We start from the raw sequence: 26,186 nt of genomic DNA, 5'->3' as shown, positions 1-26,186 counted from the left end.
GTTCGGCGATGACGGTGAAACGTCACAGGAAAAGAGCAGTGCGGGACAGCGCCGAGCAGCTGATGAAGTGGAAACGAGCACAGCTTAAATTAACTGGCAGAGTGTCTTGACTGACGGGTCCACTTTACAGGAAGAGGAAGTTGAGAAATTCCGTGGCATTGTGGCCGCGCAAAGCGAAGCGATCACCAAGCTGACTGCCGAGGTGAGCGACCTCAGGAAGTTCGCGCTGGTGGCCATCGACGACGCCCGCGGCGAGACACGGACCTGGAAGGATCGGGCCGCCTATCTGGAAGGACAGCGTCAGCTCGACAGCCGGCTGCTGGAGACGTTCCGCCAGAAGTCATATCGCAGCGGCGCCGATATTCCGGAGATCCTCAAAAAGACATAAACAGGTTCCTGGCGTTTAGTCACTGAGCAACGGCACACCATCAACCCGTCCAGCCAATGGCGGTCTATTCCACGTCACCGCGAGCGAAGACCATAAAGTCAAATCAAGCACCTGCAGATTGGGAAGGGTATACCAAACGTGAAAGTTAAAATCTTTTGTTTCGACGAAATCGCTAGTAGTGATGCCTAGATCACGCCAGCGTAAAAAGTCATCGTACGACGGATCGAAGGCGGCACTATCTTCGATGTAAACGCTGCCAGCCGTCAGGGTAATTTTGCAACCGAGCGCCTCCTCTACCAGAGGAAGTAATGCGTAGCTCCACTTCAAGCATTGGAACGCGCTGCCGACGAGACTCGTGATCCCTGCCGCTGTGAGCCTGGCCGTCAAATTTTGACCATTGATCTGGGTGACCAAATCACAGGATACTATGGGCACAGGCGAAATCTGAAAGCCCAGCGATCGTGTAAATTTCCCCGCTTTCGCAAACTGCTCACTGTACAAAATATACCTCGCTGAATCTACAGGCTGATTAAAATATCACCAGTTTAAATATCGAACGCATCACGCTCCCTCAACCCAAGCCACCTTTCGATAGAAACTTTGAGAGTTTCCAGGTCAGCTCGGTTTTCCGGAAATGCCGAGAGATCAATGGCATCGCATCGAAGTCTGGCTGCATCGATACCGATGAAGTCAGCGATTGTTTCCTTGTTAAACCGCTTGTGCGTGGTGTAGGTTAGATCGCCATCGGCGTGCGTGGTAACAGTGCCTACCAGACGAGTCACTATGTTGGCGAATCCTGCATCAGTGCTGATGGCTTGCTCCATCCACGCGCGAGGCTCATCAAGTGACCCAGCATAATCCCGCCACCGATAGAGCAAGGAAACAAGGTCAGGTTCGGAGATTAAAGTCTCAACTGGCTGCGCTCGGCGCCGTATCAAAGCAAGCCAATCATGCTTCAACGCTTCAATGGTCGGCAAATCCAACGTCGGTTCAAACTGATCGGCGTCGTCCTCGTTTCTGGCAGCCGGATCATTTAGATTAATCATCATTGCGGCTACCGAAAGCGCCTCCGTTTTACGAAGTGCAGCGATCACATGTTCACCCCGTACATCTTCAGGAATGCGTTTTATATACCAACTTACGGCTCGCCATCCGGAAATCCAAGGTGAACCAAACATTCCAACATTGCTGGCACCTGCAAATCTCTGCGCGATCTGGAACATGCCAGGCAAAAGCACGCTGGCGTTCACTACGGGCAGGTCTGCAGCAGACTCATCCAACCTCTCCACCAATGAGTCCAATAGGCCGTCTACCTCCGCGCCCGAAATTGCGGCGGCTAGCCCTTCCTCCGTTGCCGCAGCTTCAATGAACGCAATAAAACGACTATCTGAAATTTCGCCTTCGGCCGTTTGAAGTTCAAAGTATCTGGGGAAGTAACGCCCCGTACAGGCACGTTTTGAAGCAAGCCACTTTGGATAAAATCCTTCGGCATAACGCGTTCCGCCATAGGCCCATTCTAGAGTGGGGAATAAATTCTTAAGTGTGTCCCGACTTATGTCGCGCCGCAACTCCGATACAATCCCAATGAGCAGCTCTGCAGCTGCCTTGTTTTCATCATCTCGGCGGTCCCCACCAAACCTGCGTTCTTGCAGAACTAGAGATCTTTCCCGAAAAAGCGCGGAATGAAGATCAGGCTCGAAGACCCGCAGGGTTTCAAGAAGAAGAAAATCGATCAAGTTCACTTCAAATACATCTCCCGCCACATGCAAGGGTAAATGTACCGCAATAGATGAAATCAGGCGGCGCGCGTCACGCATGTTGCGCAGCCTGGGCTGGATACAGCCTACGAATGCGTTGCCCCACCGCTGTTGCGATACTCCGTTCGCCTCATTGGCATAAGGCTCGGCAAGTTTGAATAGTTCTTCCGCGAAGACCGCGTGTACCACCGAGGCCGACACTGCTGGTAAGTCAAAGCTTGTCTGAACAATTTTCTCCAGAAAAGCGCGGCCATCGCCATTGGCAACTGGATCTAAAGCGCTTTCAACAATGCTGGGCTGGAAAAGCAGGACAAAAACAATGTTAGGCAAATTAGCGTTAGCTTTTACCTGTCGTAGGAGCGTCCTAATTTGTTCCGGTTCGAGCCTGTCGATGTCATCGACAAACACAACTAACGGTCGGTCCAGCTCGCGAAGCTGACTTTCCAGCGCTGATCGCACTTTGTTCAGTGGTTCACTTTCTCGGTGATGACGCCCCAAATACAAAAGGACGCGTCCAATCAGCGGCGCTACTATTGCTAACGTGGCCAGGCCCGCGGCTACCTGTGCAGCAATCGGTAGGTCGAATCCAATGGCGGAGGCTACGACAACAACAGATGTGTTAGTCAGCAGCGAGGAAATCAACTTGCTGCTCCCGTCTGACTCCTTCAACGATGACCCGGCGCCAGTTAGCATCTCACCGTAGCGGCGCAACGTTTCTGCGCGTGACCGTGCTGCTTGAGAATGATCTCCGCCAAGACGATCCGCGATCTGGCTGAAAAGGGCTCGCGCGATTGCGTCGCCGTCGCCCCATTGCCAAGGATTGAAATCCACCCAATCCGCCCCCTTTTGCCTGGTATCGAGCTTTTCTGTGATCAGATTCTTCAATGAAGATTTTCCGAAACCCCACGCTCCCCGTATCGCGAACACTCTCCCCTCACGCAAGGTCAACTCAGAAAGCACACCAGCAATACGCTCGGCGAAATCTGTTCTCCTGAGACGATCTTGAGAGGCAGTGCGGATGGGGGCGTCTGCTCCAATCCCGCTGTCAAGTTGTTCGGCTCTCGACGCCAAAGCAGCGCGCCTGGCCTGATTGCGAGCAAACCAGGCTGAGGCGCGGGAAAATATCCTGTTCATAAGCTTCGTATTTAAAAAATGAAGCCCATTGTAGCTACAACTTTCTGTCGTTCAAAATAGCTAACCCCGCCGTTTGCCGGCGCTTGCTGGGCACCTACGCGGACCGGCGGCCGTTGACGTCCACACTCGCCGCCGAAAAGGCCGCGCTTGCCGCTGAAACCACGCGTGTCGAATCGGCGTTCGAGTCCCCCAGGCACCGCTTGCGATGCCATCTGCCCTGCCCGCCTTAATTGCCAACACGATCGCCGAGGCGATGACCCAGAATCGCCGCGTAGACGGGGCCGCCACGGCCCAGGCCGCCTTTTACGTGGACCGGCTGCACGAAACCGAGTTGGAACTGCGTACCGAACGGGCCAACGATGCGCAGCTGCAGGCGGCGCTGAGCCAGTCCCGTCAAAGGGCTGTCGAACAGGAGCACGAAGTTGAGAAATTACGTGGCATTGTGGCCGCGCAAAGCGAAGCGATCAGCGAGCTGACCGCCGAGGTGAGCGACCTCAGGAAGTTCGGGCTGGTGGCGATCGACGACGCGGGGCGAAACACGGACCTGGAGGGAGCGCGTCGCGTATCTTGAAAGCCAGCGTCAGCTCGACAGCCAGCTGCTGGAAACGTTCCGCCAGAATGCGTGCCGCAGCGGCGCCGATATTTCGGAGATACTCAAAAAGACATAAACAGGATCCAAGTGTGACGAATGGAGAGAATTGGGGCATCGTTTTTCCTCAATACTCTCTGGCTGACACGCAACATAACAAAAACGACACCTTCAATCTAGTGAGCCTTCCAGCCATGAACCTGCACCTCATCCGCCTGTCGAATTTTCAATCCTTTGGGCCAGATCCCGTCAGCTTTACCGTCCCCGAGTTGTGCTACCTGATCGGGCCGAACGGCTCGGGAAAGACCGCCGCGCTGCAAGCGATCTGCCGATTGTTTGCCTTCGATCCGGCCCTTCGCCGTATCAAAAAATCCGACTTTCATGTCCCGCACGACGAAGCCGAAGTGCCAGCCGAGCGCAAGCTCTGGATTGAGGTCGATTTCGTGTTCCCGGAACTGGAAGACGGTGAAGAGAGCGATGGCGTCGCACCCAACTTCGGACACATGCGGCTCGACGAGGCCGACGGCCTGGTGCGCGTTCGCTTCCGCCTGGAAGCGACCCTGTCCGACGCCGGTGAAATTGATGAATCGCTGGTGTACGTCCTCGACGTGAAGGAGGATGGCACCATTGTGAGTACCGCCCAGGTACCCAAGGCCGAGCGTAACGAAATTCATGTCCACTACCTGCCGGCTCGCCGTGATCCGGCAGACCATATCGCTTACGGTGCAAACGCGCTGCTGGGCAGGATGCTGCGGGCTGTCAACTGGGACAACGAGCGGGCCGGCATCAAGGAACTGACAGACCAAATCACCGAGCGCCTGTCGAGCAACCCGTCCATCAGCGCTTTTAGCGAGTGTCTTTCCGAAACGTGGACGTCGCTGCACAAAGGGAGTTATTTTGCGGATCCGAAGATCACTTTCGCGGCGTCCGAAGTAGAAGCCTTACTTCGCCATCTGTCGATCTCCTTTTCCCCTGCGCACGACGATCGCGTCGCTGACTTCTCGCGGCTGAGTGATGGCCAGAAGTCCATGCTGTACCTGTCCCTGGTGGTGTCATCCCACGCCATCGGTCGCAAGGTGCTGACAGGAGAAGACACCAGTTTCGATGTCGAGAAACTGCGTCCCCCAGTCTTCACCATCATCGCCATCGAAGAGCCTGAGAACAGCTTGTCGCCGCATTTTCTCGGCCGTATCGTCAACACCTTGGCCAAGATCACCAGCGACGGTGACGCCCAGGCGCTGATCGCGACCCATGCGCCTTCGATGTTGCGGCGCGTACCGCCGGAAAACATCCGATATCTTCGCTTGAACGCGGGACGCACGACGCAAGTGCGATCCATACGCCTGCCAGAGGCCCAGGACGAAGCGCACAAATTTGTTCGGGAAGCTGTTCAGGCGTTCCCCGAGATCTATTTTTCGCGGCTGGTCGTGCTTGGTGAAGGCGACAGCGAGGAAATCGTCCTGCCTAAGTTATTGCGCGCAAAAGGGGCGCCCGTGGATGAATCGGGCGTGACAGTGGCGCCACTCGGCGGGCGCCACGTCAATCACTTCTGGCGTCTGCTGTCCGAGCTCCAGATCCCCTACCTCACGTTGCTGGATCTGGATCTGGCCAGGTTCCGCGGGGGCTGGGGCCGGATCAAGTATGTGAACGATCAATTCGGAAAGCACGAGCCGGCCAAGCAGTTACCCGCTAATTTCGTCATACCCGAGTGGAACGATGACACGCATAAAGTACTCACCTTTTTCAATTATTTCGAGCAGTTGGAACAACGTGGCGTTTTCTTCTCCTCCCCGATGGACCTGGACTTTGCGCTGCTTACGGCCTTCCCCGTTCAATACGACGCAACGCTGGAAGACCCTGACGCCGATACCGTGAAGGCCGTGCTGGGCAAGAGTCACCACGGTGCACAGCAGTATGCGCAAGCGCAGCTACAGCTATTTGGCACTTACCACAGCTTGTTCAAAGTCGGTAGCAAACCTGCCGCGCACATCGAGGCACTGGCACAGATCACCGATGCAGCGATGCTGGCGGCAATGCCATCTTCGTTGGCGCGGCTTGCCGACGCAGTGATTGCACGCCTGTCGGAGCTGCCGGAATGATTGCGCCCGATGCATGGGCGCCGGCCGACGGACTGACACTGGAACCGAACGCCTTGCGCGCGGCAAGGGAGCGACAGGCGAACCTGGCGCTGACCGCGGGGCCCGGTGCAGGCAAAACGGAGATGCTGGCGCAACGGGCAGACTTCCTGCTGCGCACCGGCACGTGCCGTTATCCCAAGCGCATCCTGGCCATATCGTTCAAGGTGGACGCCAGCACCAACCTCAAAGAGCGCGTCAAGCGACGCTGCGGCGCCGCATTGGGGCGCCGGTTTGACAGTCATACCTTCCACGCCTTTGCCAAGCGCATTATCGACCGGTTTCGTCCGGTGCTCACCGGCGCCGACACCCTCGATCCTGGCTATCAGATCGGGAACAATCGCGTCGCGCGTTCGCAAATCACGTTCCAAGACCTCCTCCCCCTCGCCATTAAGATATTGCGGCAGTCCCCAAGTGCCCGCAATGCCATCCGCCAAACCTATACGGACGTGTTTCTCGATGAGTTCCAGGATTGCACGGGTGATCAGTACGAGCTGATCAAAGTGGCGTTCAAAGGGACGGCAATCCGCATGACTGCGGTCGGTGACGTCAAGCAGAAAATCATCGGCTGGGCGGGTGCGTTGGAGGGGATTTTTCAACTCTACGCGCGTGACTTTGCGGCGGTGCCGCTGAACATGTACCGCAACTTCCGCTCGCAGCCCAAGCTCCTGCGCATGCAGAACGACATCATTCGGGTCTTGGACCCGGCTTCCGTAATGCCGCCGGAGCAGCTGACCGGTGAAGGGGGCGAAGTATTTGCCTGGCGTTTTCCCGATAGCCGCCAAGAGGCCGATTATCTGGCCAACCTGATCGCGGGCTGGACCCAAGGTGGCAAGCTCCCCTATTCCGAGGTGGCGGTACTGGTTTCCAAATTGCCAGATCAATATGCCTTCGACTTGATGGAGGCGCTCACGCGTTTGGGCATCCCGTATCGCAACGAAACGCAGCTGCAGGACTTGTCGGCGGAACCGGCAGCCCGGTTGATTGTCGATTTCCTCGCCTGCTTGTACAGGCGGCGCGAGCCGAAGGCCTGGACACGGCTGTCGGAGCAGTTGCTGCCATATGACGATGACGACCTGCAGTCCGCCAAGCGACGCGCCTTTCATCAATTTGTGAAGAAGCAGAGGAAAGAAGTCGCAATGGCGCAGTTGCTAGGTGCCCCTTACGATGGTTGGTGGGAGCACGCGAAACAATTTCTCAGTGCGGTTGGCCTGGAGACGTTGGTGGCCCTGTCACCGGACTATGAAACACACGCTCGGCTGAGAGAGGTCATCCAGCAGGTCAAGACGAAGATTGAGGAGTTGCTCCAACTGGAACCGGTGCTACCATCGGCACTGAATCGTTTTGCTGACGATCAGGCGGTGCGTTTGCTGACGATCCACAAAAGCAAGGGCCTGGAATTTGATTCGGTGATCATGATCGGGATCGAGGAGCAAGCGTTCTTTGGCAATCTGGCCGACGAGCGTTGTGTGTTCTTCGTCGGCGTCTCGCGGGCAAAGCGTCGGCTGGTGCTGACCTACGCCGATCAACGGCCCAAACCGCCGAACTACCAGAAGCGGTGGGATGTCGTCCGTCGCCCGCATAATGAGTTCCTGGGGTACGCGCTCCCCTTCCTGGCCCCTGCATAGTGCAGCAGAGCCGGCGGGGGCGCCAAGCCGGGAGACTGGCGAACTGGCGCGGTGAACCGGCACACGCGCGGCGCTGAAGCGGCCGTTGGAGCGGTCCATCGCAAGAAATCGTGTAAACTGCGGCCTCACAAGGAATTCATTATGAGTATTTTTACAATCGGCTACGAAGGGTTGGATATCGACCAGTTCATCAAGCTGCTGAAACTGGGCAAGGTCGATACGGTGGTCGATATTCGCGAACTGCCGTTGTCGCGTAAGCGCGGTTTTTCAAAGAACGGGCTGCGGGAAATTTTACAGGCCAATGGCCTGGGCTATCGTCATATCGTCGCGCTGGGGTGCCCCAAACCGATCCGCAACCAGTATCGGGAAGACGGCGACTGGTCGCGCTACAAACGCGACTTCAAGCGCTACCTCACCAGTCAACGCGCCGTGGTGGCGGAATTATCCGAAATCGCACAGGAAAGTCATTGCGCGCTGCTTTGCTTTGAGGCCGACTACCAGATGTGCCATCGATCCATGGTGGCCGACGCAGTCCACCAGGACTGCGGCCTGCAGATCAACCACCTGCAAGCGGCAGCCCTTAAAACAAACAACCCTGCGCAGCGTCACCTGGCGCTGGCTTAGGCGGATAGATCAGGCTGATATTGAGCCACTGGTGCTGAAACCGATGGATATTTCCCATCATGAACATCAAATCGCGTGCAGCGAAATCCTGTTCCAGCTTTGCCCGGAAAGGCGTTTCCCAGGCATCCCCATGCGACTTGCGGCAGTTTCGGAACAGCATGGCCACTTCCCAGTCTACGATCTTGTGACGGTAAGCGCGTTCGCCGTCCGGCGTGTCACATAGATAGTGGTAGTGAAAATCGAATGGCATCTTTTCCAGCTGCTTGAGTTGCTTGCGCTGTTCGTCTTCTGAAAACAAGTTGCCTTGGCTTTGCTCCTGCGACAGCTTGGTCAGTTCCTCATCAGTCCACTCTGGATTGTCGACCGCCGTGATCTCCAGTCTTTCAATGCGCTTTGGACGCAGTAATGCCAGGCTGATGTGCTGCGTTTGCCTGGCCTGTTCCAGTGCGTCAAAGCTGCCGAACGTGGGGATCTTCTCCCACCAAGGACGGCGAAACGCCCACCCCTTATCCGGCGGTATCGTTTCGCCGATCTGGATCGTATCGACAAATACCTTGTGGCTTTCAGGACGATGATCGGCCGGCGATTTTTCAATGCGCAGCGTCACCCATTGCCACTTCTGAAATTGCTGGTTTTCAGCGATCATGCGAAACGGCACGGGGTAAAGGCGGCGCATCTGGCCATGCTCGTTGATGCCGGCGACGCACGAAGTCTCGGTATGTTTGGCGCTGGGCGACGGATAGGTTTTAGCCAAGATCAGGATACGCTCCAGTTTGCTCGCCATGCGCCTGCCTTCCCCGGATAGATATTTGGATATTACTGTTATTTTTCTTTTATCATATATCTTTTTTAACACCTTGTGCAGGGGGGCAGGCCTGCCGCAGCGCTGTATTCCATTCTGGCCGATCGTAGGCGACTAGCGTGTCCCACTATGCCGTCCGGCGACCCCTGGAGTAAGAAAGTACAGAGCGTCGCCGTGACACGCGGCAGGAACGTCAAATGGGTACGGCCGCTACGAACATCGGCAATTTGGGTAGATCGTGTGTGCTCTCCGCCAGCAGCGCTACGGGGCTGCGTTTGTTCAACGTGTGCGCAAAGTCGAGGCCAAGCACCATTGGAACATACTGATGGTGCTTGATCACTTCCTCTGGATATCCCCCAACCACAGTACCCGCCATCTCTCCCCATTTTTTCGGTACAGCGTCGGCCAAACTGGACAAGAGCGTGAAGTCGAGGATCTCGCCCGTTTCGAGCGTTATCCATGCATGGAAGTTGAAGCCGGTCCCATTTTTACCGAAGTCTTCAAGGGAAAAACCTTCTTCATGCAGTCGGTGAAATTGCTCCCAAGTCGGATTGAAGAGCGGGTCATTCTCACGCCAAAGCTGGCCGATTGTGAGGATGGCGCGTATCCCGAATGCTCGCTCGACATGCGGCACCAGATAGGCCGACCATTTCAAACACTGCGCCTTGCTTTGGCGAAGGTCCGTGATCCCGGCTGCCATGAGCATCGGCTCGATGATAGAAGGTGTCTCGTCGTTGATAACGGTTTTATCTATCCAGTTTATTGGTTCAACAGACGCCCCTATTGCGCAAGTAAAATTCTCTGCCACATCAAACTGTTCTCTGTAGGCGTGGGCCGATCGAGGCTGCAGACCATAAAAATCTTCCGGGCGGAAAGTGCCGACCGCCGAGTTCTTGCCCCTCGTAACACTGTGCCATGCCCGAGAAATTGTACGAAGTACGTTCATGAAACCCTTCCATTGTCGTTATTGATTCCCTACGGAAACTATTTTACTGGAATTTTTGGGTATGGCGTGAAAGACAATCGTCATAAATAAATGGCACTTAAACCGCCCATAGGTCTGCCGATACCCATAACTTCGCCGTTTGGCAAGGCTATGCGTCCGTTTTAGTGCGGCAAAGGTATGCGTTCAGCTACATGTTCCGGATGAGGCTAGTGCAAGATTTTTTTTGCAGAAAAAGCGCTCAAGCCAACGTCAATTCGTATGGATCGCAGAAATGTATAGCCATGTATAACCATGTATAAGCTATAGAGGCTATACATGCATATATTTGTGTATATATATCCTACGCCGCCGGTTAAACACTCTAGACCTCTCAAGGATTTGGCGCTGTAAAGCGAAGTATCCGTGGCAACGATATGCTTTCGGCTGCGGCAAAGTTATTATTCTAGGCACAATAGGGGCCATGACCCGAGGCATAGTTGCTGGCTTTTCTGGATCTGTCGTTCTTTTCGATCCGCCATTCGGAGGCTGCTCATGCCAACACGCTATAGTTGAAGAAACCGATAGATCCAGAATCGCCAAAAACGCTGATGCAAGCTTAAAGATGACGAGAGGCTGTACATGCACTACATGATGATGCCGTTAGACGAACACTTCGACCGCGGCTTCGGCGCGGTGGCCGACTCCTTCAAAGACGCCGCCGATGCCTTGCATGTGCCGGGGCAGCCAACGTCGTTCCTGAACGCTCACTTACCGGTCAGTTTCCTTTACCGGCACGCCATCGAGTTGTTCCTCAAATCAGTGATCATCATCTTTCATCGAAAACTGACGCTCCCATATGGCGAGCCACCAGGCATCGCAGAACCGCAAGTACTCGTCGCTGGGAAGTGGAAGCCGATGTACAACGTCCATGCTGTGATGCCGCTCTTCGCTTACGTACGCAAGCTATTCGCAGACCAGGCCGACTATCTAAGATCAAATACCACTACCGACTGGTCGCTTCCCGCAGAGCTCGATGAGTGGATCGACGATATTGATGCGACCGATTCGTCGAGTACTTTTTTCCGTTATCCGGTTACCAGGCACGGCGATCAAGACAAGAAAAAATCCGCTATCCAGCGGGACAGCCCCGATAGTCTTATTAGTGCTATCTCGGCAAATCAGGGGCCGGTGAAGATGTTCCTGTTTACCGATCAGGCTGATCAGATTGTCGACACTTACTCGTTCAAAAATGGAGACTCGGTGGCCATGATTGCGACTTTACGTCGAACGGCTGAGGCATTGTCGGACTGCCATGCGGCGTTGGTGGGTGAATTGACGGGCGGACGCTAAGATTCGCCGACATGCGGTCGCCGCTCATACGATCATCAATACCGTCTTTAAGGCCCAGGTGAGGCTGCTTTAAATTGCGCGGCTGCCGGAAAGGCTTGCTTGTCGCGGCGTTGATTCAAACCGACTACTGCACAAATTAAGTTACTTAGATTTTCTTAATGGCCGCGTTGATTGGTGACATAGCGGCCGAGCCGACCGGCATCTGGTGCGTTCAAGGGAGTTCCTTTAATAACGACTGCCGTTAATTAGGCTAGCCTAATTAAGCACTAACACTATTTAAATTTTATTTAATAATTTTAATAGTGATGTCTATGCAGTCAAGACTGGCCTATCCGGCAGTTGAACGTAAAACTGGGGTAAGCGAGCTTAGCGCCGGATCTTTTCCGAATTCTGTGTTCTCCCCATGATCTCCAAGCCAATCGCGAGGCCGGGGGCACGGCAGCGCATCGATTGTTAAAACACTTGCGCATAAGCTGGTAGACGCTAAAGTTATGATGCCGAAACATTCTTGGCAGAAGACATTCGAAGGTTGATTTTTGAGAAGGAAGACGTAAGTGACAGATTTGGTTCCAGTGAGTGTACAAAACGACGACTTAGTCAGCACGCTCACGCATGCCCACGGGCTGGGCCCGGTCGCCGACGATTGGCAGGCGGCGCAAGTTTGGCTTGATGCGATTGCAACGCGGGGACGTAAAAACTCGGCTGAAACGGTCGCGACATATGGGTATCACCTCGATAAAGTGCGCTGGTTCTGTGAGAACGTGCACCCCGTCACCCCCTCCCGATGGACGATGCAGGACGTTGACGCGTTCTGCAAATACCTGGCGGATGTGCCCGAAGATGCCATTTGCGCCCGAGATCCGCTGACTGGCGCTTTCGCCAGCAGACACGATCCAGGATACTCGCCATTTCGCAAGCAGCCGGCCATCAGCAGTCAGGCCGACATCAAACGGTTTGTCCATGCGATGTTTCGCGCCTGGCGGGACATGGGCTACATTCACATCAACCCGATGGCCTTACACGGCGCCGGCACCATGCGTAAGATTAACCCGGAGCGGGCCGTGTCGATTGACCTTTACGATATGGTGTTTGAGGCGATGGATGCGGAGGAAAAGCGGACGTTCACCGCCAGGCAACTGGCGGCGCGTGACCGCTTTATCCTCATCGCACTGCGCGAGCTAGGCCTTCGTGCCAGCGAATTGATTAAAGCGAGTATGTCGGCGTTCTATAAGCTATCGGACCCGCAAGATAAGCGCACGTACTGGGTCATGCGGATCGGTGAGGAAACATCAAAGGGGCGCAAAGAGCGAAAGCTGCCTGTCCCGAAAGTCGTCATGGCCGCACTCGGCGTGTATCGCGAGGCATTTGGCATGGCTGCTGAACCCTCCTTGGTCGAGAAAGTATCGTTGATCCTGTCGGTCAAAACTGACCGTACCAAAGCCCATGCCAGCGGGCGCGTCATCAAGGACGTTGAGTCGCGGCGGTTTTTCCAAGCTTGGCTGCCTGTTGCTACCCGCCACGGCCTCTACCATATTGTCAAAGGCAGATTGGAAAAGGCGGCCAAAATACTGGATGAAATTGGTGAGCCTGAGCGAGCGGCGCATTTGCGTCGGGCCTCAACACACTGGCTTCGGCATACCTTTGCCAAGGCCGCCCTCCTGACTGGACAGGACGTGCGCACCGTCGCAGCTTGGCTTGGCCATAGCGACCTGGCCACAACAATGATCTACACCGAGCAGGAGGCACTCGACCTGATCCGTGCGAGCAACGACAGCAGGCCAGACTTTCTCGCTGCCGAATAGCATGCCTCCGTCCATTGCTCCTTTGTTCTTGCCGATGGGCTGTTCGCCGCCACGGTGGGCGCAACGGCGCAATGCGGTAGCCACCCATGCTGTGACTTTGCGATTGACGGCACGCCAAGAAATCAATATGACTGTACATGGCAACGCTGGGAACGTCTCTCGTAGAAGCGAAACATCCATAGCTAAAGGCGCGTAAGCGCCTCTTTTTCTATTCGGTTTTCTTTTTTTCCTCGTTTTTTTCCGAACAGAGCCCGCTTTCCACCTGCGCAGCACAAGCCTGCAGTAACTTCCTGCGCAGGTTAATCAGCGTCGCTTCGAAGTGACTTTGGAAGTACTGGATTCAAGCTGTTTTTCCACGGCTTCAATAACCGAAGACGCGCGCACGTCAAGCGCAGCGCACAGCTTAAAGATGACCCGGATGGAAGGCTGATTGATACCGCGTTCTATCAGGCTCACGTAGTTGCGTTCCACCCCCGCCTCAAGACCAAGCTGTTCCTGCGATAGCCCCGCCTCCTTGCGAAGAGCTCGCAACACCACGCCGAACGCGATCGCTGGATCGTCCAAAAAATTCCTCCCAATATATTGGGAGTGATCTTCGTCTTAGGGTATTATTTCGTCTTCACAATATATTGGTAATTTTGCGGAAATCTGCTGTGACGTGAAACCGCGTCTGCAAAGTGCCCCAGCCATACATGGGACGGCGCTACCGCTAAAGGAATTTATTATGCTAAGAACAATGGATGATCACGCCATGCGTACCATCCCTGCCCTGCATGGACTTGGCACAAGGATGTGGCGAGCGGTAACGATGGAGCTTCGCGTCCCATATTACTTCGTCTGCCACGCCGTCAAGGAAGACGGCATATGGCTGCACGAGAGCTGTTTCTTATGGCGCGAAGCGGACGTTATCGATCTTTGTCAGGACGTCGTCCAGGACGTGCGCCGCAAAATCTCGCAATTGAGCATGTTGCTGCCCGCGGAAAGCGGCCGATGGGTGATGGAGGAAGTCGAGGAAGTCTGGACATTGCCCGCCGCGGACGAACAGGCAGCCATCTTTTTTGCGCGTGATCATCGTCAGATGGGGCACACCGCTGATATGCAGCTCGCCACGTTTGACCAAGAAAAACAGAAAATTTACTCCCGTCCGGAGGCACGCAATAAAGGAAATAAACGATGAAATTTTTCGCCATGATCGCCATCGCACTGTGCGTGGCCAGCTGTTCCAAGTCAGATGAGCGGGTGATCGTCTATGTCGACTCCAAAGAAGCACGGGACAAAGGTCTTGAGGTGATTGCAAAACGTCAGCGCGATCTGGCCGAGTCGGACAAGATGCTTGACGCGGAACTTGAGGCTGCCAAGAACAAGCCAACAAAACCAATCAAATGATCTGCGGCGTTGTCCTACGTCTCATGGCAAGCAACCACCCATTGGCATAATGTGGACGGCGAGGTGCTGGGCGGCTCGATAGATGATGGTAAGCGTATGCCAAACGACGTCTTGACTGCGAGATAGCTGCCAGGTTTAGTTTATAGAGCTTGTTGGCGAAAATTCGTACTGGAAATGTTCGAAGAATCTTAGCGCCAAACGACTAATCGGTTACGAGACAAGGTCGCGTAGAATTTCACATTCGCGCACCCGCCCCGTGCTCTGACAACGTGCGCGCAGCCGCAACAGCTCATCCTGAAGCGATTGCAGCTCGGACATCTTGCGCTGGATCTCTCCGATATGTTGGTCCAACAAGTCGTTCACGCCGCAGCATGGCTGCTCGGGATGATCCTGGAACGCCAGCAGCGACTGCACTTCGTCGAGCGACATGTCCAGCCCCCGACAGCGACGGATGAAAGTCAGGCGATCCACGTGCCTGGCGCCGTACAGCCGGTAGTTACCGCCAGAGCGGGTTGGAGCGTCCAGTAAGCCCCGTCGTTCGTAATAGCGGATGGTTTCGGCTTGGCAACCAGTTCGCGCCGCCAGCTCGCCTATTTTCAAATTCATCACATTCCCCTTGACCTTGTAGTAGCTACAGGGATTCTAATGTACTTTTGAACGGGAGGTTGTCATGGCTGATTGCTGTTCTGGTTCCTGCGATTCCGGACGCGCACCGGACCCACGCTACCGTAAAGTGCTGTGGCTCGCACTATTGATTAACGCCGTCATGTTCCTAGTTGAAGTCGTTGCCAGCATGCAGGCGCATTCGGCCTCACTGCTTGCTGACTCCATGGATTTCCTCGGCGACGCCGCCAACTATGGCGTTTCGCTGTTCGTGCTGGGCATGGCGACAGTCTGGCGCAGCCGCACCGCCTACGCTAAAGGTTTAGTGATGGGCATATTTGGACTCGTCGTGCTGGTCCGCGCGTTGTGGACCGGTTTGGGAGGCTATACGCCCGCAGCCGAGACCATGGGCGCGGTCGGCGTCCTTGCGCTCGCCGCCAATGGCTTAGTTGCGTGGTGGCTGTACGCCTTCCGCGAAGGGGATGCAAACATGCGTGCAGTTTGGCTCTGCACGCGTAACGACATGATAGGCAATTGCGCCGTCTTGCTGGCCGCATTGGGCGTGTTTGGCACCGGCGCCGCGTGGCCCGACGTCGCCGTGGCCTCGATCATGGCGATACTCGGCCTGACGTCGGCGCGTGAGGTAATCGGCCGCGCCCGGCAAGAATTGCACAACCTAGAGAAACAACATGCATAAACGCGTTTCTGTTGTCATTGCGTCAGTGCTGTTGGGCGCACTGCTCCCGCCTCCGCTCTATGCGCAAACCACCACGCTGACGTTAGCCGACGCGATATCCCGGGCGCAGCAGAGCGCCCCGGCGCTGGCGGCAGCCGAGGCTGCACTTCGGGCGGCCGATGCGAACGTCGATGTCGCGGGGCTGGCGCCCAATCCAACCCTCTCATACCAGGCTGAAAACGTCATGGGAACGGGCCGATACGCCGACTTCGGTAGTAGCGAACGCACGCTGGCGGTGTCGGTTCCCATCGAATTAGGGGGCAAGCGCGAAGCGCGCCGCCGCGTGGCCGAAGCCGAACGCGGCGCTACCCAGCTCGGCCTGAACGCCACCCGCGCCGATATTACGCAGCGTGTCACGGTCGCGTTCATTGCTGTGGCAGCGGCCGAACAACGCCTCAACGTGATGCGCGACGGCCATGAACTGGCCGGGCAAGCGGCGCGCGCGGCGCACCAACGGGTGGCGGTTGGAAAGGCGTCGCCGATCGAAGAGGAACGTGCGCGTGTCTTGCTGGTCAATGCCGAAGTCAAGCTGGGCAAAGCGGAACGCGCGTTAAACCTTGCGCTGACGGACCTGGGCAGATACACCGGCGCCCGGGCGCCTTACCTCGTTGCCGCCACGTGGTTCGAATCGCCGGTAACAGCACGCGACAACAAGGAAGTTGTAACGCTCCCGGCTGCGGCCGCCGCAGAGGCGCGACTGGCGGCAGCCAGTGCGCGGGTCGACGCCGCCCGCCGCGACCGCATACCGGACCTGACGCTGATTGCCGGCAGCCGGCGGTTCGGCGATAGCCCGGACCGGGCGGCAGTGTTGGGCATCTCTATTCCTTTGCCTTTGTTTAACCGGGGCTCGCAAGCGTTGGCCAGGAGTCAGGCCGATTACGAGCGCGTCCAGGCCGAACGGGGCGCGGCGATGCAGGAAGTCGAACAAGCGCTATCACATGCGCAAGTCGATGTCGCCGACGCGCTGGCGGCGGCCGAGGCCGCGCGCGGCCCGGCATTGGCGGCAGCCGAAGAAGCGGCGCGTATCGCCAGGCTCGGTTACTCGGCAGGAAAATTTCCGCAACTTGAATTGATCGAGGCCGAGCGCGCGCTGACCGAAACCCGCGAGGCGGCCATCGATGCATTGGCGGCATTTCACACGGCCCAAGCGCATCTGGCCTACCTGCGCGGCAGTATCGCCCCCCTTTACAAGGATTAACCCATGCAATCCCTCTATCGCGCCAGCCTGCTGAGCGTACTGCTTGCACTGCTCGTCGTGACCGGATGCGGTCGCAAAGCCGAGCCGGAAACCGAGGCCGGCGCCCAGCCGGCACACAAGGAAGAACATGCGGACGAGCACGCGGATTTCGTCAAGCTTAGCGACAAGCAGATTCAGGCGGCAAACATCGAACTCGGTGTCGTGCGGCGCGACTTCGCCGGAGCGATTGACGCGCCCGGCGTGATTGCCGTCGATCCACAACGTTCGGCCGCTGTCAGCAGCTCGGTCAGTGGTCGCGTGATCGACGTTCGCAAAAGCTTGGGCGACCCAATCGCACGCGGCGACGTGCTGGCCATCATCGACAGCCGGGAAGTCGCGCAATTTACCGCCGACGCCGCCATCGCCGAACGCCAGCGCGCGCTGGCCGAGGCCACGTTCCAGCGTGAGGAAAGCTTGTATTCGCAGAAAGTCTCTTCCCGGCAGGAGTACGACAACTCCAAGGCGGCGCTGGACGAAGCGCGTGCCCGGCTGCGGCTGGCGCAACAGCAATTGCGCAGCGCGGGCTCGGGCGCGGGCTCGGGTCAGACCGGGCAACTGCGCCTGTTGGCGCCCATCAGCGGCATCGTCACTTTCAGGCAGATCAATATGGGTGACGTGGTGGACGGGCACACAAAATTGTTCGAGGTGGCAGACCTTGGCAACCTGTCGGTCGAACTGTCCTTGTCGCCGGCCGACGCCGGCCGTTTTGCGGTCGGTGCGCCAGTCGATATCACGGCGGAAAACCGCACGGCGCGTGCACGCATCAGCCAGCTCTCCCGCGTGCTCGATCCTAACACCCGCCAAGTCCGCGCAATCGCTACGCTGGCTGATAGCAAGGCCAACTGGCGGGTCGGCGAGACCGTCCGGGCCAGCATTGCTTTGCCCGCCACGCCCGGCGCCGGCGGCATGGCGATCCCACGCACCGCCGTGCAAACCATCGAAGACAAGCCCACCGTATTTGTGCGTGAGAAGGAAGGCTTTGCGGTCCGGCACGTGGCGCTTGGCGGCATCGCCGGCGCCTACGTCACCGTGCAGAGCGGGCTGACCGGAGCGGAACAAATCGCCGTCGGCAATACCTTCATCCTGAAGGCTGAACACGGCAAGGGCGCTGCAGGAGACCACCATGACTAAGCACGGTCTCATGCATGCCTCCGGAGGGCCTGCGGCATGATCGCACGCATTGTGAATTTTTCCGTCGCGCGGCCCTGGCACGTCCTGCTAGGTGTCTTGTTCCTGTCCGTGTTGGGCGCGTTGGCCATGGCGCGGCTCCCGATCGACGCCGTACCGGACATCACGAACACCCAGGTCCAGATCAACGTGGCCGCGCCTGCGCTAGCGCCGGCCGAGCTTGAGCGCCAGGTCACTTACCCGATCGAAACAGCCTTTGCCGGCATTCCGGGACTGGAGTCGACGCGCTCGCTGACACGCCACGGTTTTGCGCAAGTCACCACGGTGTTTAAGGACGGTACCGACATCTACTTTGCCCGCCAGCAGATCTCTGAACGACTGCGTACTGCGGAGCGCGTGCTGCCGCCTGGCGTGACGGCCTCGATAGGACCGATCGCCACCGGTCTTGGGGACGTCTATATGTGGACGGTCGAATTCGCCAATACCCATAGTAACCAGGGAGGCAAAGGCATGGCGGCCGATGGCAGCTACCTCGCTCCGGATGGTCAGATCCTGCGGACCGCAGTCGACAAGGCCACTTATCTGCGCACCGTGCAGGACTGGATCGTAGCGCCGCAGCTAAAGAACACGCCGGGACTGGCCGGGGTCGACGTCATTGGCGGCTACGTCAAGCAATATGTGGTGACGCCGGATCCGCAACGACTGGCCGCCTTTGCCATCAGCCTGACGGTGCTGGCCGAAGCGCTTGAGCGCAACAACACCAGCGCGGGCGCCGGTATCGTCTTGCAAAATGGCGAGGCGCTGACGGTGCAGGCCGATGCTCGCGTAGGCAGCATCGACGAGCTGGCCAAAGCGGTGATCGCCACCCGCAACGGCACGCCGGTGCTGCTGTCGCAAGTGGCAACCGTCGGCATCGGCCAGGAAACCAGATTCGGCTCGGCATCCGAAGGCGGTGTCGAAGTGGTGGTGGGCACAGCGGTCATGCGCATCGGCGAGAACAGCCGCACCGTCGCAGCCGCCGTCGACGCCCGGCTCAAGGAGATCGCCCGTTCGCTGCCCCCCGGCGTGATCATCAAGCCGGTGCTGGACCGCACCCGGCTGGTTGACGCGACCATCCGCACGGTATCGACCAACCTGGCCGAAGGCGCGCTGTTGGTGATCGCCGTGCTGTTCGCCCTGCTCGGCAATCTTCGCGCGGCGATCATCGCCGCCGCCGTCATCCCGGTGACGATGCTGCTGACCTCGGCAGGTATGTTACGCATGGGCCTGTCGGCCAATCTGATGAGCCTGGGAGCGCTGGATTTCGGTCTGATCGTCGATGGCGCGGTCATCATCGTTGAGAATGCCTTGCGCCGCCTCGGCGAGCAACAGCATGCCGCCGGCCGGACCCTGGACAAGGCCGCGCGCCGTCAGGTGGTAGCGGCAGCGGCGCGCGAAATGATACGGCCCAGTGTTTACGGCCAAGCCATCATTATGCTGGTCTACGTGCCGTTGCTGACTTTCGAAGGCGTCGAAGGCCGGATGTTCACGCCGATGGCGGTGACGGTGATCCTGGCGCTGGCGTTCGCCTTTGCGCTGTCGCTGACGCTGGTGCCGGCGGCGATTGGCCTGTGGCTGTCTCGGCCTGTCAATCATGAGGAAAATCGCATTATCGCGGCAGCCTCACGCAGGTACCATCCTTGGCTGGCCCTTGCACTCGGGCGGCCTTGGTGGACCGCCGGCATCGCTACCGCCGCGTTTGCCGGCGCGCTACTGCTGTTCCATACATTGGGCGAAGAATTTCTGCCCACGCTCGATGAGCAGGACGTGCTACTGCAAGTCGCGCGCATTCCAGGGACATCGGTCGACCAGAGCCAGGCCATGCAGTTTGCGGTGGAAAAAGCGGTGGCGCGGCTGCCAGAGGTAAAACTGGTGTTTTCGCGCACTGGCACCGCCGAGCTTGCGGCCGACCCGATGCCGCCAAACGCCACCGATACATTCATCATCGTCAAGGACCGAAAGTCATGGCCCGATCCCTCGATGAGCAAAGATGAGCTGGTGGAAAAGATCGAGCACGCGGTAGCCGACATACCCGGGCAGAGTTATGAGTTGACCCAGCCGATCCAGATGCGCTTCAACGAGCTGCTGGCGGGCGTGCGGGGCGATATCGCGGTGAAGGTCTACGGCGACGACTACCCCACGATGTTGCGCACGGCCGAACAGGTAGCGGAGCAGTTGCGCCGCGTCGACGGGGCCGTCGATGTTACGGTCGAACAGGTGGAGGGCTTGCCGCTGCTGGCCGCGCGCCCCGACCGCGACGCCATGGCGCGGGTGGGGTTGACCGCGCAGGATGTCTTCGACACCTTGGCGGCGGCCGTGGCCGGTCGCGAGGCGGGGACCGTGTACGAGGGCGACCGTCGCTTCGACGTGGTGGTCAGGCTCAATAACGCGGCGCGCAACGACATCGAAACCTTGCGGCAGTTGCCGGTACTGACGCCGACTGGCAGTTTCGTACCGTTGGGTTCGGTGGCATCGCTCGAGCTTGCCAAGGGGCCCAACCAGATCAGCCGCGAGAACGGCAAGCGGCGTGTGGTGGTCCAGGCCAATGTGCGTGGTCGCGATATCGCCGGCGTGGTGCAGGAGGCGCAGAGCGCCATCGACGCCAAAGTGCAGCGGGCGCCCGGCGTCTGGCTGGCCTGGGGCGGACAGTTTGAAAACCTGGAGCGCGCCCGTTCGCGACTGATGGTGGTCGTCCCGGCTTGTTTCGCGCTGGTGGTTGTACTGCTCTACTCCGCTGTGGGATCCTGGCGCGCGGCGGCGGTCGTCTTCACTGGCGTACCGCTGGCATTGATCGGGGGCATTGTGGCCTTATGGGCACGCGGCCTGCCGTTTTCGATTTCAGCGGCGGTTGGCTTTATCGCCCTATCCGGCGTTGCGGTGCTGAACGGTCTGGTGATGATGGAAGCGATTCATGATCTTGCGAAGAGCCACCCATGGCGCGAAGCGGTCCGACTGGGCGCGCAACGTCGGCTGCGCCCGGTGTTGATGACGGCTTTGGTGGCCTCGCTCGGATTTGTGCCGATGGCGTTAGCCACCGGCGCCGGCGCTGAAGTGCAGCGCCCGCTGGCGACAGTGGTGATCGGCGGTCTCATCACGGCGACGCTGTTGACACTGTTTGTGTTGCCCGCCTTGTACGCAAGAATCGGAAAGCCGAACGGTTAGCAATTCTGACCGCCACAACACCTCGGGAGCTTATCGCGTGACGGATTGCCCTCAACAGGGATTGTGAGCAACCGTGGCGGAAGATTTGCCGCCGCCGGCTTGCGTGCAGTGGAAGGCCATCAATTTCTGCCTCAATCTTCACTGGCGTCTGCTCAAGCGATCTCAAGGTCAGACTGTGCCCACCAACGTCGTAAGCACGGCGACAATTAATCAATGTACGACGCCGCTGGAAAGCGGCGTCATCTCAGGATGCCGCTGACAGGTTGCAGTTCCAAGGCAAGAGGTCATCAACGCGATTAACGGGATAATCGGCGATGCGCGCCAGCACATCGCGCAACCAAGCTTCGGGGTCGACACCGTTCAGCTTGGCCGTGCCGATCAGCGAGTAGATCGCGGCGGCGCGCTCGCCGCCGCTGTCGGCGCCGGCAAACAGATAGTTGCGGCGTCCAATGGCCACGCCACGCAAGGCGCGTTCGGCCGCAGAGTTATCAATCTCGATTGCGCCGTCGTCGCAGTAGCGCAGCAGCGCCGGCCACAGTTTGAGCGCGTACAGGATCGCCGCCGCCGTGTCGGACTTGCGCGAGAGCGTGTCAAGCGTGGTGCGCAGCCAGCGTTCCAGGTCATCGAGCAGTGGACGCGAGCGGGCTTGCCGAACCTGCCGCCGTTCGTCGGGCGGCTTGCCCCGGATCTCGGCCTCGATCACATAGAGCTCGGCGATCCGGCGCAGCGCCTCGGTGGTCAGCGGCGTCGGTCGCGCCGCATGCAGGTCGTGGAGTTTGCGCCGCGCGTGCGCCCAACAGGCCGCTTCGTGGATCGTACCGTCTTCGAACAAGGCGTTGAAGCCGGCGTAGGCATCGGCTTGCAGCACGCCCTTGAACTTGGCCAGGTGTGTTTGCGGATGGATGCCCTTGCGGTCGGGCGTATAGGCAAACCAGACCGCCGGCGGCGAGGTGTCGCCCGAAGGCCGGTCGTCACGCACATAGGTCCACAAGCGCGCCGTCTTGGTTTTGCCATTGCCCGGCGCCAGCACTGGAATCGGGGTATCGTCGGCATGCAGCTTCGATGCGTCGAGCACGTGGCGTCGAACAGCATCGACCAGCGGACGCAGCAACGCGCTGGCGGCGCCGACCCAGCTCGCCAGCAGCGCGCGGTCAAGGTCGACGCCTTCGCGGGCGTAGATGACCGATTGACGATACAGCGGCAGATGATCGGCGAACTTGGCCACCAGAATATGCGCCAGCAGACCGGGGCCGGCGATGCCGCGTTCGATCGGTCGGCTCGGCGCCGGCGCCTGGACGATGGCGTCGCAACAAGCGCACGCCAGCTTGGGGCGTACATGGCGGATCACGCGGAAGCTGGCCGGTGTGAACTCCAGTTGCTCGGCCACGTCCTCGCCCAGCGGGCGCAGGCCGCCTCCACAGGCCGGGCACGCATCGGTCGTCGGCGCATAGACCTTCTCGTCGCGCGGCAGATGATCGGGCAAAGGCCGGCGCACCGACTTCTTGCGCGGCGCCTGGTCGGCCGCCGGCATCTCGCGTGCCGCCTCGGCCCCGTCGGCCTGCAGATCTTCCAGTTGTAATTCCAGCTGCTCGATCTGGTGGTCCAGTTTCTCGGACTTGCGGCCGAACTGCATGCGCCGCAGCTTGGCGATCCACAGTTTGAGATGCTCGATCTCGGCGGTGCGCGTGTTCAACTGCGCTTCCAGTCCTGCGACTTGGTCATCGCGCTCTTGAACGCGACGTACGCTTGCCAATAGCAATGCCTTCAGGGCAGCGATATCGTCAGGGAGGTCGGCGGCAGTGATCATGAAGCGAGTTTACGCGAGGCCGATGACGTTTACAAGGCCGACGTCGGCCGCCAGGTGCGCTCTGGTCTGCGCCAGTCGATTCCCTCCAACAGCATGGAAAGCTGGGCTAGCGTCAGTGCCACGCTACCGCTGTCGGCCTGCGGCCAGACGAAGCGTCCCCGCTCAAGACGCTTAGCCAGCAAGCACAGGCCATCGCCAGTCCACCACAGCACCTTAATCATGTCGCCGCGCCGGCCACGGAACACGAAGACGTGGCCGCTGAAAGGATCTTCGGCCAGCGCAGTCTCCACCTTGGCCGCCAGCCCGTTCATGCCAGCGCGCATATCGGTGATGCCGGCGGCGAGCCAAATCCGGGTGCTGGCAGGAAAGCCAATCATGCGCGCAGGCTTTGCAGTACCAGCAGCAGCAACGCCGCGTCCGCGCCGGCGCAGACTCGCACAGTGGCATCGGCAATGGTGATCTCGATAGAACCCCCGCTAGCGGCGCCGCTGGCCGGCTTTGCTGACGGTGAAGACGGCTTCAGCACTACCGGCAGCAGCCTGGTCTCACTCGTGGCCGGCCCGGTCAGCAGGCCGGCGCGCAGGTCGCGCCGCCATTTGAATAGCATGTTGGTGTTGATGCCATGATCCTGGGCCAGTTTCGATACCGAAACGCCACGCTCGCATGCTGCCACCGCGAGTCGATGTTTAAACTCGGGCGAATAGTTTGGCCGTCCTCTACGATTGCCCGACTCCACTTCAGTGTCCAAAGTAGTTCCCGCTAAAAAAGTAACGGGAACTACTTTGGCAGACGCTGCTCGCTATGAACAGACGGTGCAGGGCCGACGCTTACAGATGATGTGTGTTTTAACTATACGCTCCTGCCATCGGGCATACCGGGGAGCCCGGGCGCGGCCGACGACTGCGCCGTCGACAAGCTGGTCCAGCTCGCGGCGGCGTTCGGCTGACAGTGGAAGGCGGGCCAAACTCAAGGGGGCGATTCACTGAGCGAAAGAGCAAGGAGCAGTCCATCGAGCAAACGAACAGACTTAGCGCCTCCATTTAGATAATACTGTGCATTCCGAGCCGTCGGGCTCGCCAATCTCTTGCATCGGTCGGTCTCTGCGCACGAACGGCCAAAGTGGCATACCATCGACTTTCGGGAAAAAAATTGCCCCTTTTTCCATCTTCATTACACGCCCGCCAAGAATAGGGGTAAGAACACTTGCTGGAAAGCCAGTACCTTCAAATAATTTCTGAATTGGCCAATCACTATATTTTAAAGCGATGGCATGAATGACGCCAAACAACCCTAGCAAATAAGCGTGGAGCACGACTCGAAGCAGGCGCGCACCAAAATACCATCTTTCAAGCGGCGGTGGCATGGTGATAATTGTTGCATCATGAAGATTGATTGCGGAGTAGAATGCACGTCCCTCCAGTGTATAACGTAACAAACAGTAGGTCAGAACTAGTCGCGGCCAGCTTCCGATGCTCTCTTCATTCCCCTCGGAATTTCTAAAGCGAATGCACGCAGCCGAAATTTCGTGTATCTCATCTGGATGATTAAAGACCCAAGCTTCGAGCCGTCGTAAAGTAGCTTGGTATTCGCGTTGCCTCAATTTCATAGCCTGTGACCGGGTGCGCTCATCATTCGTCAAATCTCGTCCCCATGAAAAACGGTCAATCTTCCATTGCAACTTCACGATCCCACGGAAGGTTGATGCCCTAGCCTCGCTCGCTTGAGCGTGCATATGATAAATAATCCTGAGCAACTGCTCTTGAGAATGAAATACGCTAAATCGTTCAGCCCTCTCGATTAAATCTCGATCTTTAATGCTGGACGTCATTGTGCCGTGTGAACTCAACCTAAGAGCATAATCCCTGAAAGGTTGAAATCTCTGCTCGATCACAGTGGCATGGTCGCGCAAGATCAAGTGCTCAGAAAGACTTGGCTCCTCTCCGGATAAAAAGTTCTTACACTGTTTGCATCGATACCGATACTGGCTCAGCCAGTTACCGCGCTTTAAAGGAAAGGGCTTCTTACCGCAATGTTGGCACAAATCAGTTAATTCGCATCCATGTATAGGACAAGTCCGGACGAACTCATAGGAAAAGAAAACGCTGTGGTAAGCGCCTAGCAGGCAAAATGGGCAATAGCGAAAGGTGGTGATTAGGAGTGAGCCGATTTGGAAAATTTCCAGCTTGTCCTGCCAGCACGTGAGTGTGCGCCAGTAGTCGTCTTGGGTAAAAACACGTGGAAAGGATTCACGAAATTTATTTGAATGTTCAAATAGCTCTAAATAAGACTTACCATTACGCCATCCTAATCGGGCGCTTGCCGAATCGTATGATTCGAAAGGCAAAGGCGTAAGTTTCATCCCAAGCAAAAGATGAGGGGCACTCATAAATTTACCTTTAATCTGCGCCCCTTCTTTTCACTACTTGCAATTGCTGCCGCCTCAGCGATCAGCGCATATTGATTGCATTCACTCCAGAGATCTGCAGGTAGAGCTTTGTGCCCAATATCTAATTCGGCAATAGCGATGAGAAAACGACGAATTGCCAAAAATAGCTGGCGGGCTGATACGCCGTTACGGCTAACTCCTCCGGGGACCAAGTCATTCAGTGAGCGCAGCATTGGCGTTACCTGTGTCTCCATCCGAAGTCCACTTTCCCAAGCATTCGGAGCAAAGTACTTCGTCCATGGACAATCGCCGTTTGCAGGGTAGCAGGCCTTGTCCATTATCGAAAATAGGTTTGTAAAATCTGACTCTTCCTTGAGCGATTTAAACTGTACCTGCCTCAGGGTGAAGCGGCTCACTAAATCCAGCCTACCGCGCTCCCTTAACCCACGCCGTTATACACAATTCTTGGCGTTGGCCCGGTCTCGTAATTTCCCCATTGTTTTCGCGGCGACGTAGATCTCTTTCATGCCAAGCCAGATGGTCTTGACGCCGGGTTCGCCGTCGCTTT

General features: G+C 57.8%; 24 protein-coding genes. 13 read left to right on the top strand and 11 right to left on the bottom strand.

Going from position 1 to position 26,186, the window contains the following annotated elements; all coding sequences use genetic code 11:
• Window positions 1–106: 106 nt before the first annotated feature.
• Window positions 107–388 (top strand): hypothetical protein, encoded by a 282-nt coding sequence (locus KVP70_RS32155; protein WP_217946478.1) that lies wholly within the window; start codon window positions 107–109, stop codon window positions 386–388.
• A 15-nt stretch (window positions 389–403) separates the two neighbouring features.
• On the opposite strand, the gene KVP70_RS32150 is transcribed toward KVP70_RS32155, so the two are convergent.
• Both KVP70_RS32150 and KVP70_RS32145 read right to left on the bottom strand, forming a co-directional pair.
• The gene (locus KVP70_RS32150) at window positions 404–802 is read right to left on the bottom strand and encodes a hypothetical protein (RefSeq protein WP_217946477.1); all 399 of its coding nucleotides are present in this window, start codon (window positions 800–802) and stop codon (window positions 404–406) included.
• A 131-nt stretch (window positions 803–933) separates the two neighbouring features.
• Window positions 934–3,279, bottom strand: a complete 2,346-nt coding sequence (locus KVP70_RS32145; RefSeq protein WP_217946476.1) for a KAP family P-loop NTPase fold protein — start codon at window positions 3,277–3,279, stop codon at window positions 934–936.
• A 205-nt stretch (window positions 3,280–3,484) separates the two neighbouring features.
• On the opposite strand from KVP70_RS32145, the gene KVP70_RS32140 reads away from it, so the two are divergent.
• From KVP70_RS32140 to KVP70_RS32125, 4 genes are all read left to right on the top strand, one after another.
• On the top strand, window positions 3,485–3,850 hold the full coding sequence (locus KVP70_RS32140; RefSeq protein WP_217946475.1) for a hypothetical protein: 366 nt from the start codon (window positions 3,485–3,487) through the stop codon (window positions 3,848–3,850).
• A 212-nt stretch (window positions 3,851–4,062) separates the two neighbouring features.
• Window positions 4,063–5,967, top strand: coding sequence for an ATP-dependent nuclease (locus tag KVP70_RS32135; RefSeq protein WP_217946474.1), 1,905 nt, complete (start codon window positions 4,063–4,065; stop codon window positions 5,965–5,967).
• Window positions 5,964–7,631 carry a UvrD-helicase domain-containing protein gene (locus KVP70_RS32130; RefSeq protein WP_217946473.1) on the top strand — a complete coding sequence of 556 codons (1,668 nt, stop codon included), beginning with the start codon at window positions 5,964–5,966 and terminating at the stop codon, window positions 7,629–7,631. The genes KVP70_RS32135 and KVP70_RS32130 overlap by 4 nt, the downstream gene beginning before the upstream one ends.
• 141 nt (window positions 7,632–7,772) lie before the next feature.
• Window positions 7,773–8,255: a DUF488 domain-containing protein gene (locus KVP70_RS32125; RefSeq protein WP_152802304.1), complete on the top strand. Its 483-nt coding sequence runs from the start codon at window positions 7,773–7,775 to the stop codon at window positions 8,253–8,255.
• Here KVP70_RS32125 and KVP70_RS32120 read toward each other — a convergent pair.
• Both KVP70_RS32120 and KVP70_RS32115 read right to left on the bottom strand, forming a co-directional pair.
• The gene (locus KVP70_RS32120; protein WP_217946472.1) at window positions 8,212–9,039 is read right to left on the bottom strand and encodes a DUF8758 domain-containing protein; all 828 of its coding nucleotides are present in this window, start codon (window positions 9,037–9,039) and stop codon (window positions 8,212–8,214) included. The genes KVP70_RS32125 and KVP70_RS32120 overlap by 44 nt on opposite strands.
• A 211-nt stretch (window positions 9,040–9,250) precedes the next feature.
• Window positions 9,251–10,003 (bottom strand): hypothetical protein, encoded by a 753-nt coding sequence (locus KVP70_RS32115; protein ID WP_217946471.1) that lies wholly within the window; start codon window positions 10,001–10,003, stop codon window positions 9,251–9,253.
• Between the two features lie 618 nt (window positions 10,004–10,621).
• Here KVP70_RS32115 and KVP70_RS32110 point away from each other — a divergent pair.
• Together KVP70_RS32110 and KVP70_RS32105 are read left to right on the top strand one after the other, a co-directional pair.
• Window positions 10,622–11,332: a hypothetical protein gene (locus KVP70_RS32110; RefSeq protein WP_217946470.1), complete on the top strand. Its 711-nt coding sequence runs from the start codon at window positions 10,622–10,624 to the stop codon at window positions 11,330–11,332.
• A 554-nt stretch (window positions 11,333–11,886) separates the two neighbouring features.
• A complete protein-coding gene (locus KVP70_RS32105) occupies window positions 11,887–13,134 on the top strand; it encodes a tyrosine-type recombinase/integrase (protein WP_217946469.1) in 1,248 nt (415 codons plus the stop codon).
• 303 nt (window positions 13,135–13,437) lie between these two features.
• Here the strand turns inward: KVP70_RS32105 and KVP70_RS32100 are convergent, their stop codons facing one another.
• Window positions 13,438–13,698 carry a helix-turn-helix domain-containing protein gene (locus KVP70_RS32100; RefSeq protein ID WP_175048165.1) on the bottom strand — a complete coding sequence of 87 codons (261 nt, stop codon included), beginning with the start codon at window positions 13,696–13,698 and terminating at the stop codon, window positions 13,438–13,440.
• 187 nt (window positions 13,699–13,885) lie between these two features.
• Between KVP70_RS32100 and KVP70_RS32095 the strand changes: the two genes are divergently transcribed.
• A complete protein-coding gene (locus tag KVP70_RS32095) occupies window positions 13,886–14,311 on the top strand; it encodes a hypothetical protein (protein WP_217946468.1) in 426 nt (141 codons plus the stop codon).
• On the top strand, window positions 14,308–14,520 hold the full coding sequence (locus KVP70_RS32090) for a hypothetical protein (protein ID WP_217946467.1): 213 nt from the start codon (window positions 14,308–14,310) through the stop codon (window positions 14,518–14,520). The genes KVP70_RS32095 and KVP70_RS32090 overlap by 4 nt, the downstream gene beginning before the upstream one ends.
• A gap of 210 nt (window positions 14,521–14,730) precedes the next feature.
• Here KVP70_RS32090 and cadR read toward each other — a convergent pair whose 3' ends face one another.
• Entirely contained in the window at window positions 14,731–15,126 is a 396-nt protein-coding gene (gene cadR / locus KVP70_RS32085; RefSeq protein WP_229225236.1) for a Cd(II)/Pb(II)-responsive transcriptional regulator, read from the bottom strand.
• A gap of 64 nt (window positions 15,127–15,190) precedes the next feature.
• Here cadR and KVP70_RS32080 point away from each other — a divergent pair, with 64 nt between their 5' ends.
• The 4 genes from KVP70_RS32080 to KVP70_RS32065 are packed head-to-tail and all read left to right on the top strand — an operon-like array spanning window position 15,191 to window position 21,425.
• A complete protein-coding gene (locus tag KVP70_RS32080) occupies window positions 15,191–15,820 on the top strand; it encodes a cation efflux transmembrane domain-containing protein (RefSeq protein WP_217946465.1) in 630 nt (209 codons plus the stop codon).
• Entirely contained in the window at window positions 15,813–17,057 is a 1,245-nt protein-coding gene (locus KVP70_RS32075) for a TolC family protein (RefSeq protein WP_217946464.1), read from the top strand. Before KVP70_RS32080 ends, KVP70_RS32075 begins: the two co-directional genes overlap by 8 nt.
• 3 nt (window positions 17,058–17,060) lie before the next feature.
• A complete protein-coding gene (locus KVP70_RS32070) occupies window positions 17,061–18,227 on the top strand; it encodes an efflux RND transporter periplasmic adaptor subunit (RefSeq protein ID WP_217946463.1) in 1,167 nt (388 codons plus the stop codon).
• A gap of 36 nt (window positions 18,228–18,263) precedes the next feature.
• Window positions 18,264–21,425 (top strand): efflux RND transporter permease subunit, encoded by a 3,162-nt coding sequence (locus KVP70_RS32065; protein WP_217946462.1) that lies wholly within the window; start codon window positions 18,264–18,266, stop codon window positions 21,423–21,425.
• Between the two features lie 244 nt (window positions 21,426–21,669).
• Here KVP70_RS32065 and tnpC read toward each other — a convergent pair whose 3' ends face one another.
• From tnpC to KVP70_RS32040, 5 genes are all read right to left on the bottom strand, one after another.
• Complete coding sequence (gene tnpC, locus KVP70_RS32060) at window positions 21,670–23,232, bottom strand: IS66 family transposase (protein ID WP_217946461.1); 1,563 nt, start codon at window positions 23,230–23,232, stop codon at window positions 21,670–21,672.
• A 29-nt stretch (window positions 23,233–23,261) separates the two neighbouring features.
• A complete protein-coding gene (tnpB, locus tag KVP70_RS32055) occupies window positions 23,262–23,609 on the bottom strand; it encodes an IS66 family insertion sequence element accessory protein TnpB (RefSeq protein ID WP_217946460.1) in 348 nt (115 codons plus the stop codon).
• Window positions 23,606–23,980 (bottom strand): IS66-like element accessory protein TnpA, encoded by a 375-nt coding sequence (gene tnpA, locus KVP70_RS32050; RefSeq protein ID WP_217946459.1) that lies wholly within the window; start codon window positions 23,978–23,980, stop codon window positions 23,606–23,608. The genes tnpB and tnpA overlap by 4 nt, the downstream gene beginning before the upstream one ends.
• A gap of 279 nt (window positions 23,981–24,259) precedes the next feature.
• Window positions 24,260–25,618 carry a TniQ family protein gene (locus KVP70_RS32045; protein ID WP_217946458.1) on the bottom strand — a complete coding sequence of 453 codons (1,359 nt, stop codon included), beginning with the start codon at window positions 25,616–25,618 and terminating at the stop codon, window positions 24,260–24,262.
• Complete coding sequence (locus KVP70_RS32040; RefSeq protein WP_217946457.1) at window positions 25,615–26,034, bottom strand: hypothetical protein; 420 nt, start codon at window positions 26,032–26,034, stop codon at window positions 25,615–25,617. The genes KVP70_RS32045 and KVP70_RS32040 overlap by 4 nt, the downstream gene beginning before the upstream one ends.
• Between the last annotated feature and the right edge of the window lie 152 nt (window positions 26,035–26,186).

This window comes from Duganella violaceipulchra (assembly GCF_019166075.1).
Lineage (GTDB): Bacteria > Pseudomonadota > Gammaproteobacteria > Burkholderiales > Burkholderiaceae_D > Rugamonas > Rugamonas violaceipulchra.
This window is presented reverse-complemented; position numbering and strand designations above follow the sequence as displayed.

Coding starts and splice junctions, on each gene's coding strand:
- KVP70_RS32095 (WP_217946468.1), top strand. CDS start 13,886: ATGCGTACCATCCCTGCCCTGCATGGACTTGGCACAAGGATGTGGCGA.
- KVP70_RS32075 (WP_217946464.1), top strand. CDS start 15,813: ATGCATAAACGCGTTTCTGTTGTCATTGCGTCAGTGCTGTTGGGCGCA.
- KVP70_RS32145 (WP_217946476.1), bottom strand. CDS start 3,279: ATGAACAGGATATTTTCCCGCGCCTCAGCCTGGTTTGCTCGCAATCAG.
- KVP70_RS32115 (WP_217946471.1), bottom strand. CDS start 10,003: ATGAACGTACTTCGTACAATTTCTCGGGCATGGCACAGTGTTACGAGG.
- cadR (WP_229225236.1), bottom strand. CDS start 15,126: ATGAATTTGAAAATAGGCGAGCTGGCGGCGCGAACTGGTTGCCAAGCC.
- KVP70_RS32110 (WP_217946470.1), top strand. CDS start 10,622: ATGCACTACATGATGATGCCGTTAGACGAACACTTCGACCGCGGCTTC.
- KVP70_RS32045 (WP_217946458.1), bottom strand. CDS start 25,618: ATGAGTGCCCCTCATCTTTTGCTTGGGATGAAACTTACGCCTTTGCCT.
- KVP70_RS32140 (WP_217946475.1), top strand. CDS start 3,485: ATGCCATCTGCCCTGCCCGCCTTAATTGCCAACACGATCGCCGAGGCG.
- tnpB (WP_217946460.1), bottom strand. CDS start 23,609: ATGATTGGCTTTCCTGCCAGCACCCGGATTTGGCTCGCCGCCGGCATC.
- KVP70_RS32070 (WP_217946463.1), top strand. CDS start 17,061: ATGCAATCCCTCTATCGCGCCAGCCTGCTGAGCGTACTGCTTGCACTG.
- KVP70_RS32130 (WP_217946473.1), top strand. CDS start 5,964: ATGATTGCGCCCGATGCATGGGCGCCGGCCGACGGACTGACACTGGAA.
- KVP70_RS32120 (WP_217946472.1), bottom strand. CDS start 9,039: ATGGCGAGCAAACTGGAGCGTATCCTGATCTTGGCTAAAACCTATCCG.
- KVP70_RS32135 (WP_217946474.1), top strand. CDS start 4,063: ATGAACCTGCACCTCATCCGCCTGTCGAATTTTCAATCCTTTGGGCCA.
- KVP70_RS32090 (WP_217946467.1), top strand. CDS start 14,308: ATGAAATTTTTCGCCATGATCGCCATCGCACTGTGCGTGGCCAGCTGT.
- tnpC (WP_217946461.1), bottom strand. CDS start 23,232: ATGATCACTGCCGCCGACCTCCCTGACGATATCGCTGCCCTGAAGGCA.
- KVP70_RS32125 (WP_152802304.1), top strand. CDS start 7,773: ATGAGTATTTTTACAATCGGCTACGAAGGGTTGGATATCGACCAGTTC.
- KVP70_RS32080 (WP_217946465.1), top strand. CDS start 15,191: ATGGCTGATTGCTGTTCTGGTTCCTGCGATTCCGGACGCGCACCGGAC.
- KVP70_RS32065 (WP_217946462.1), top strand. CDS start 18,264: ATGATCGCACGCATTGTGAATTTTTCCGTCGCGCGGCCCTGGCACGTC.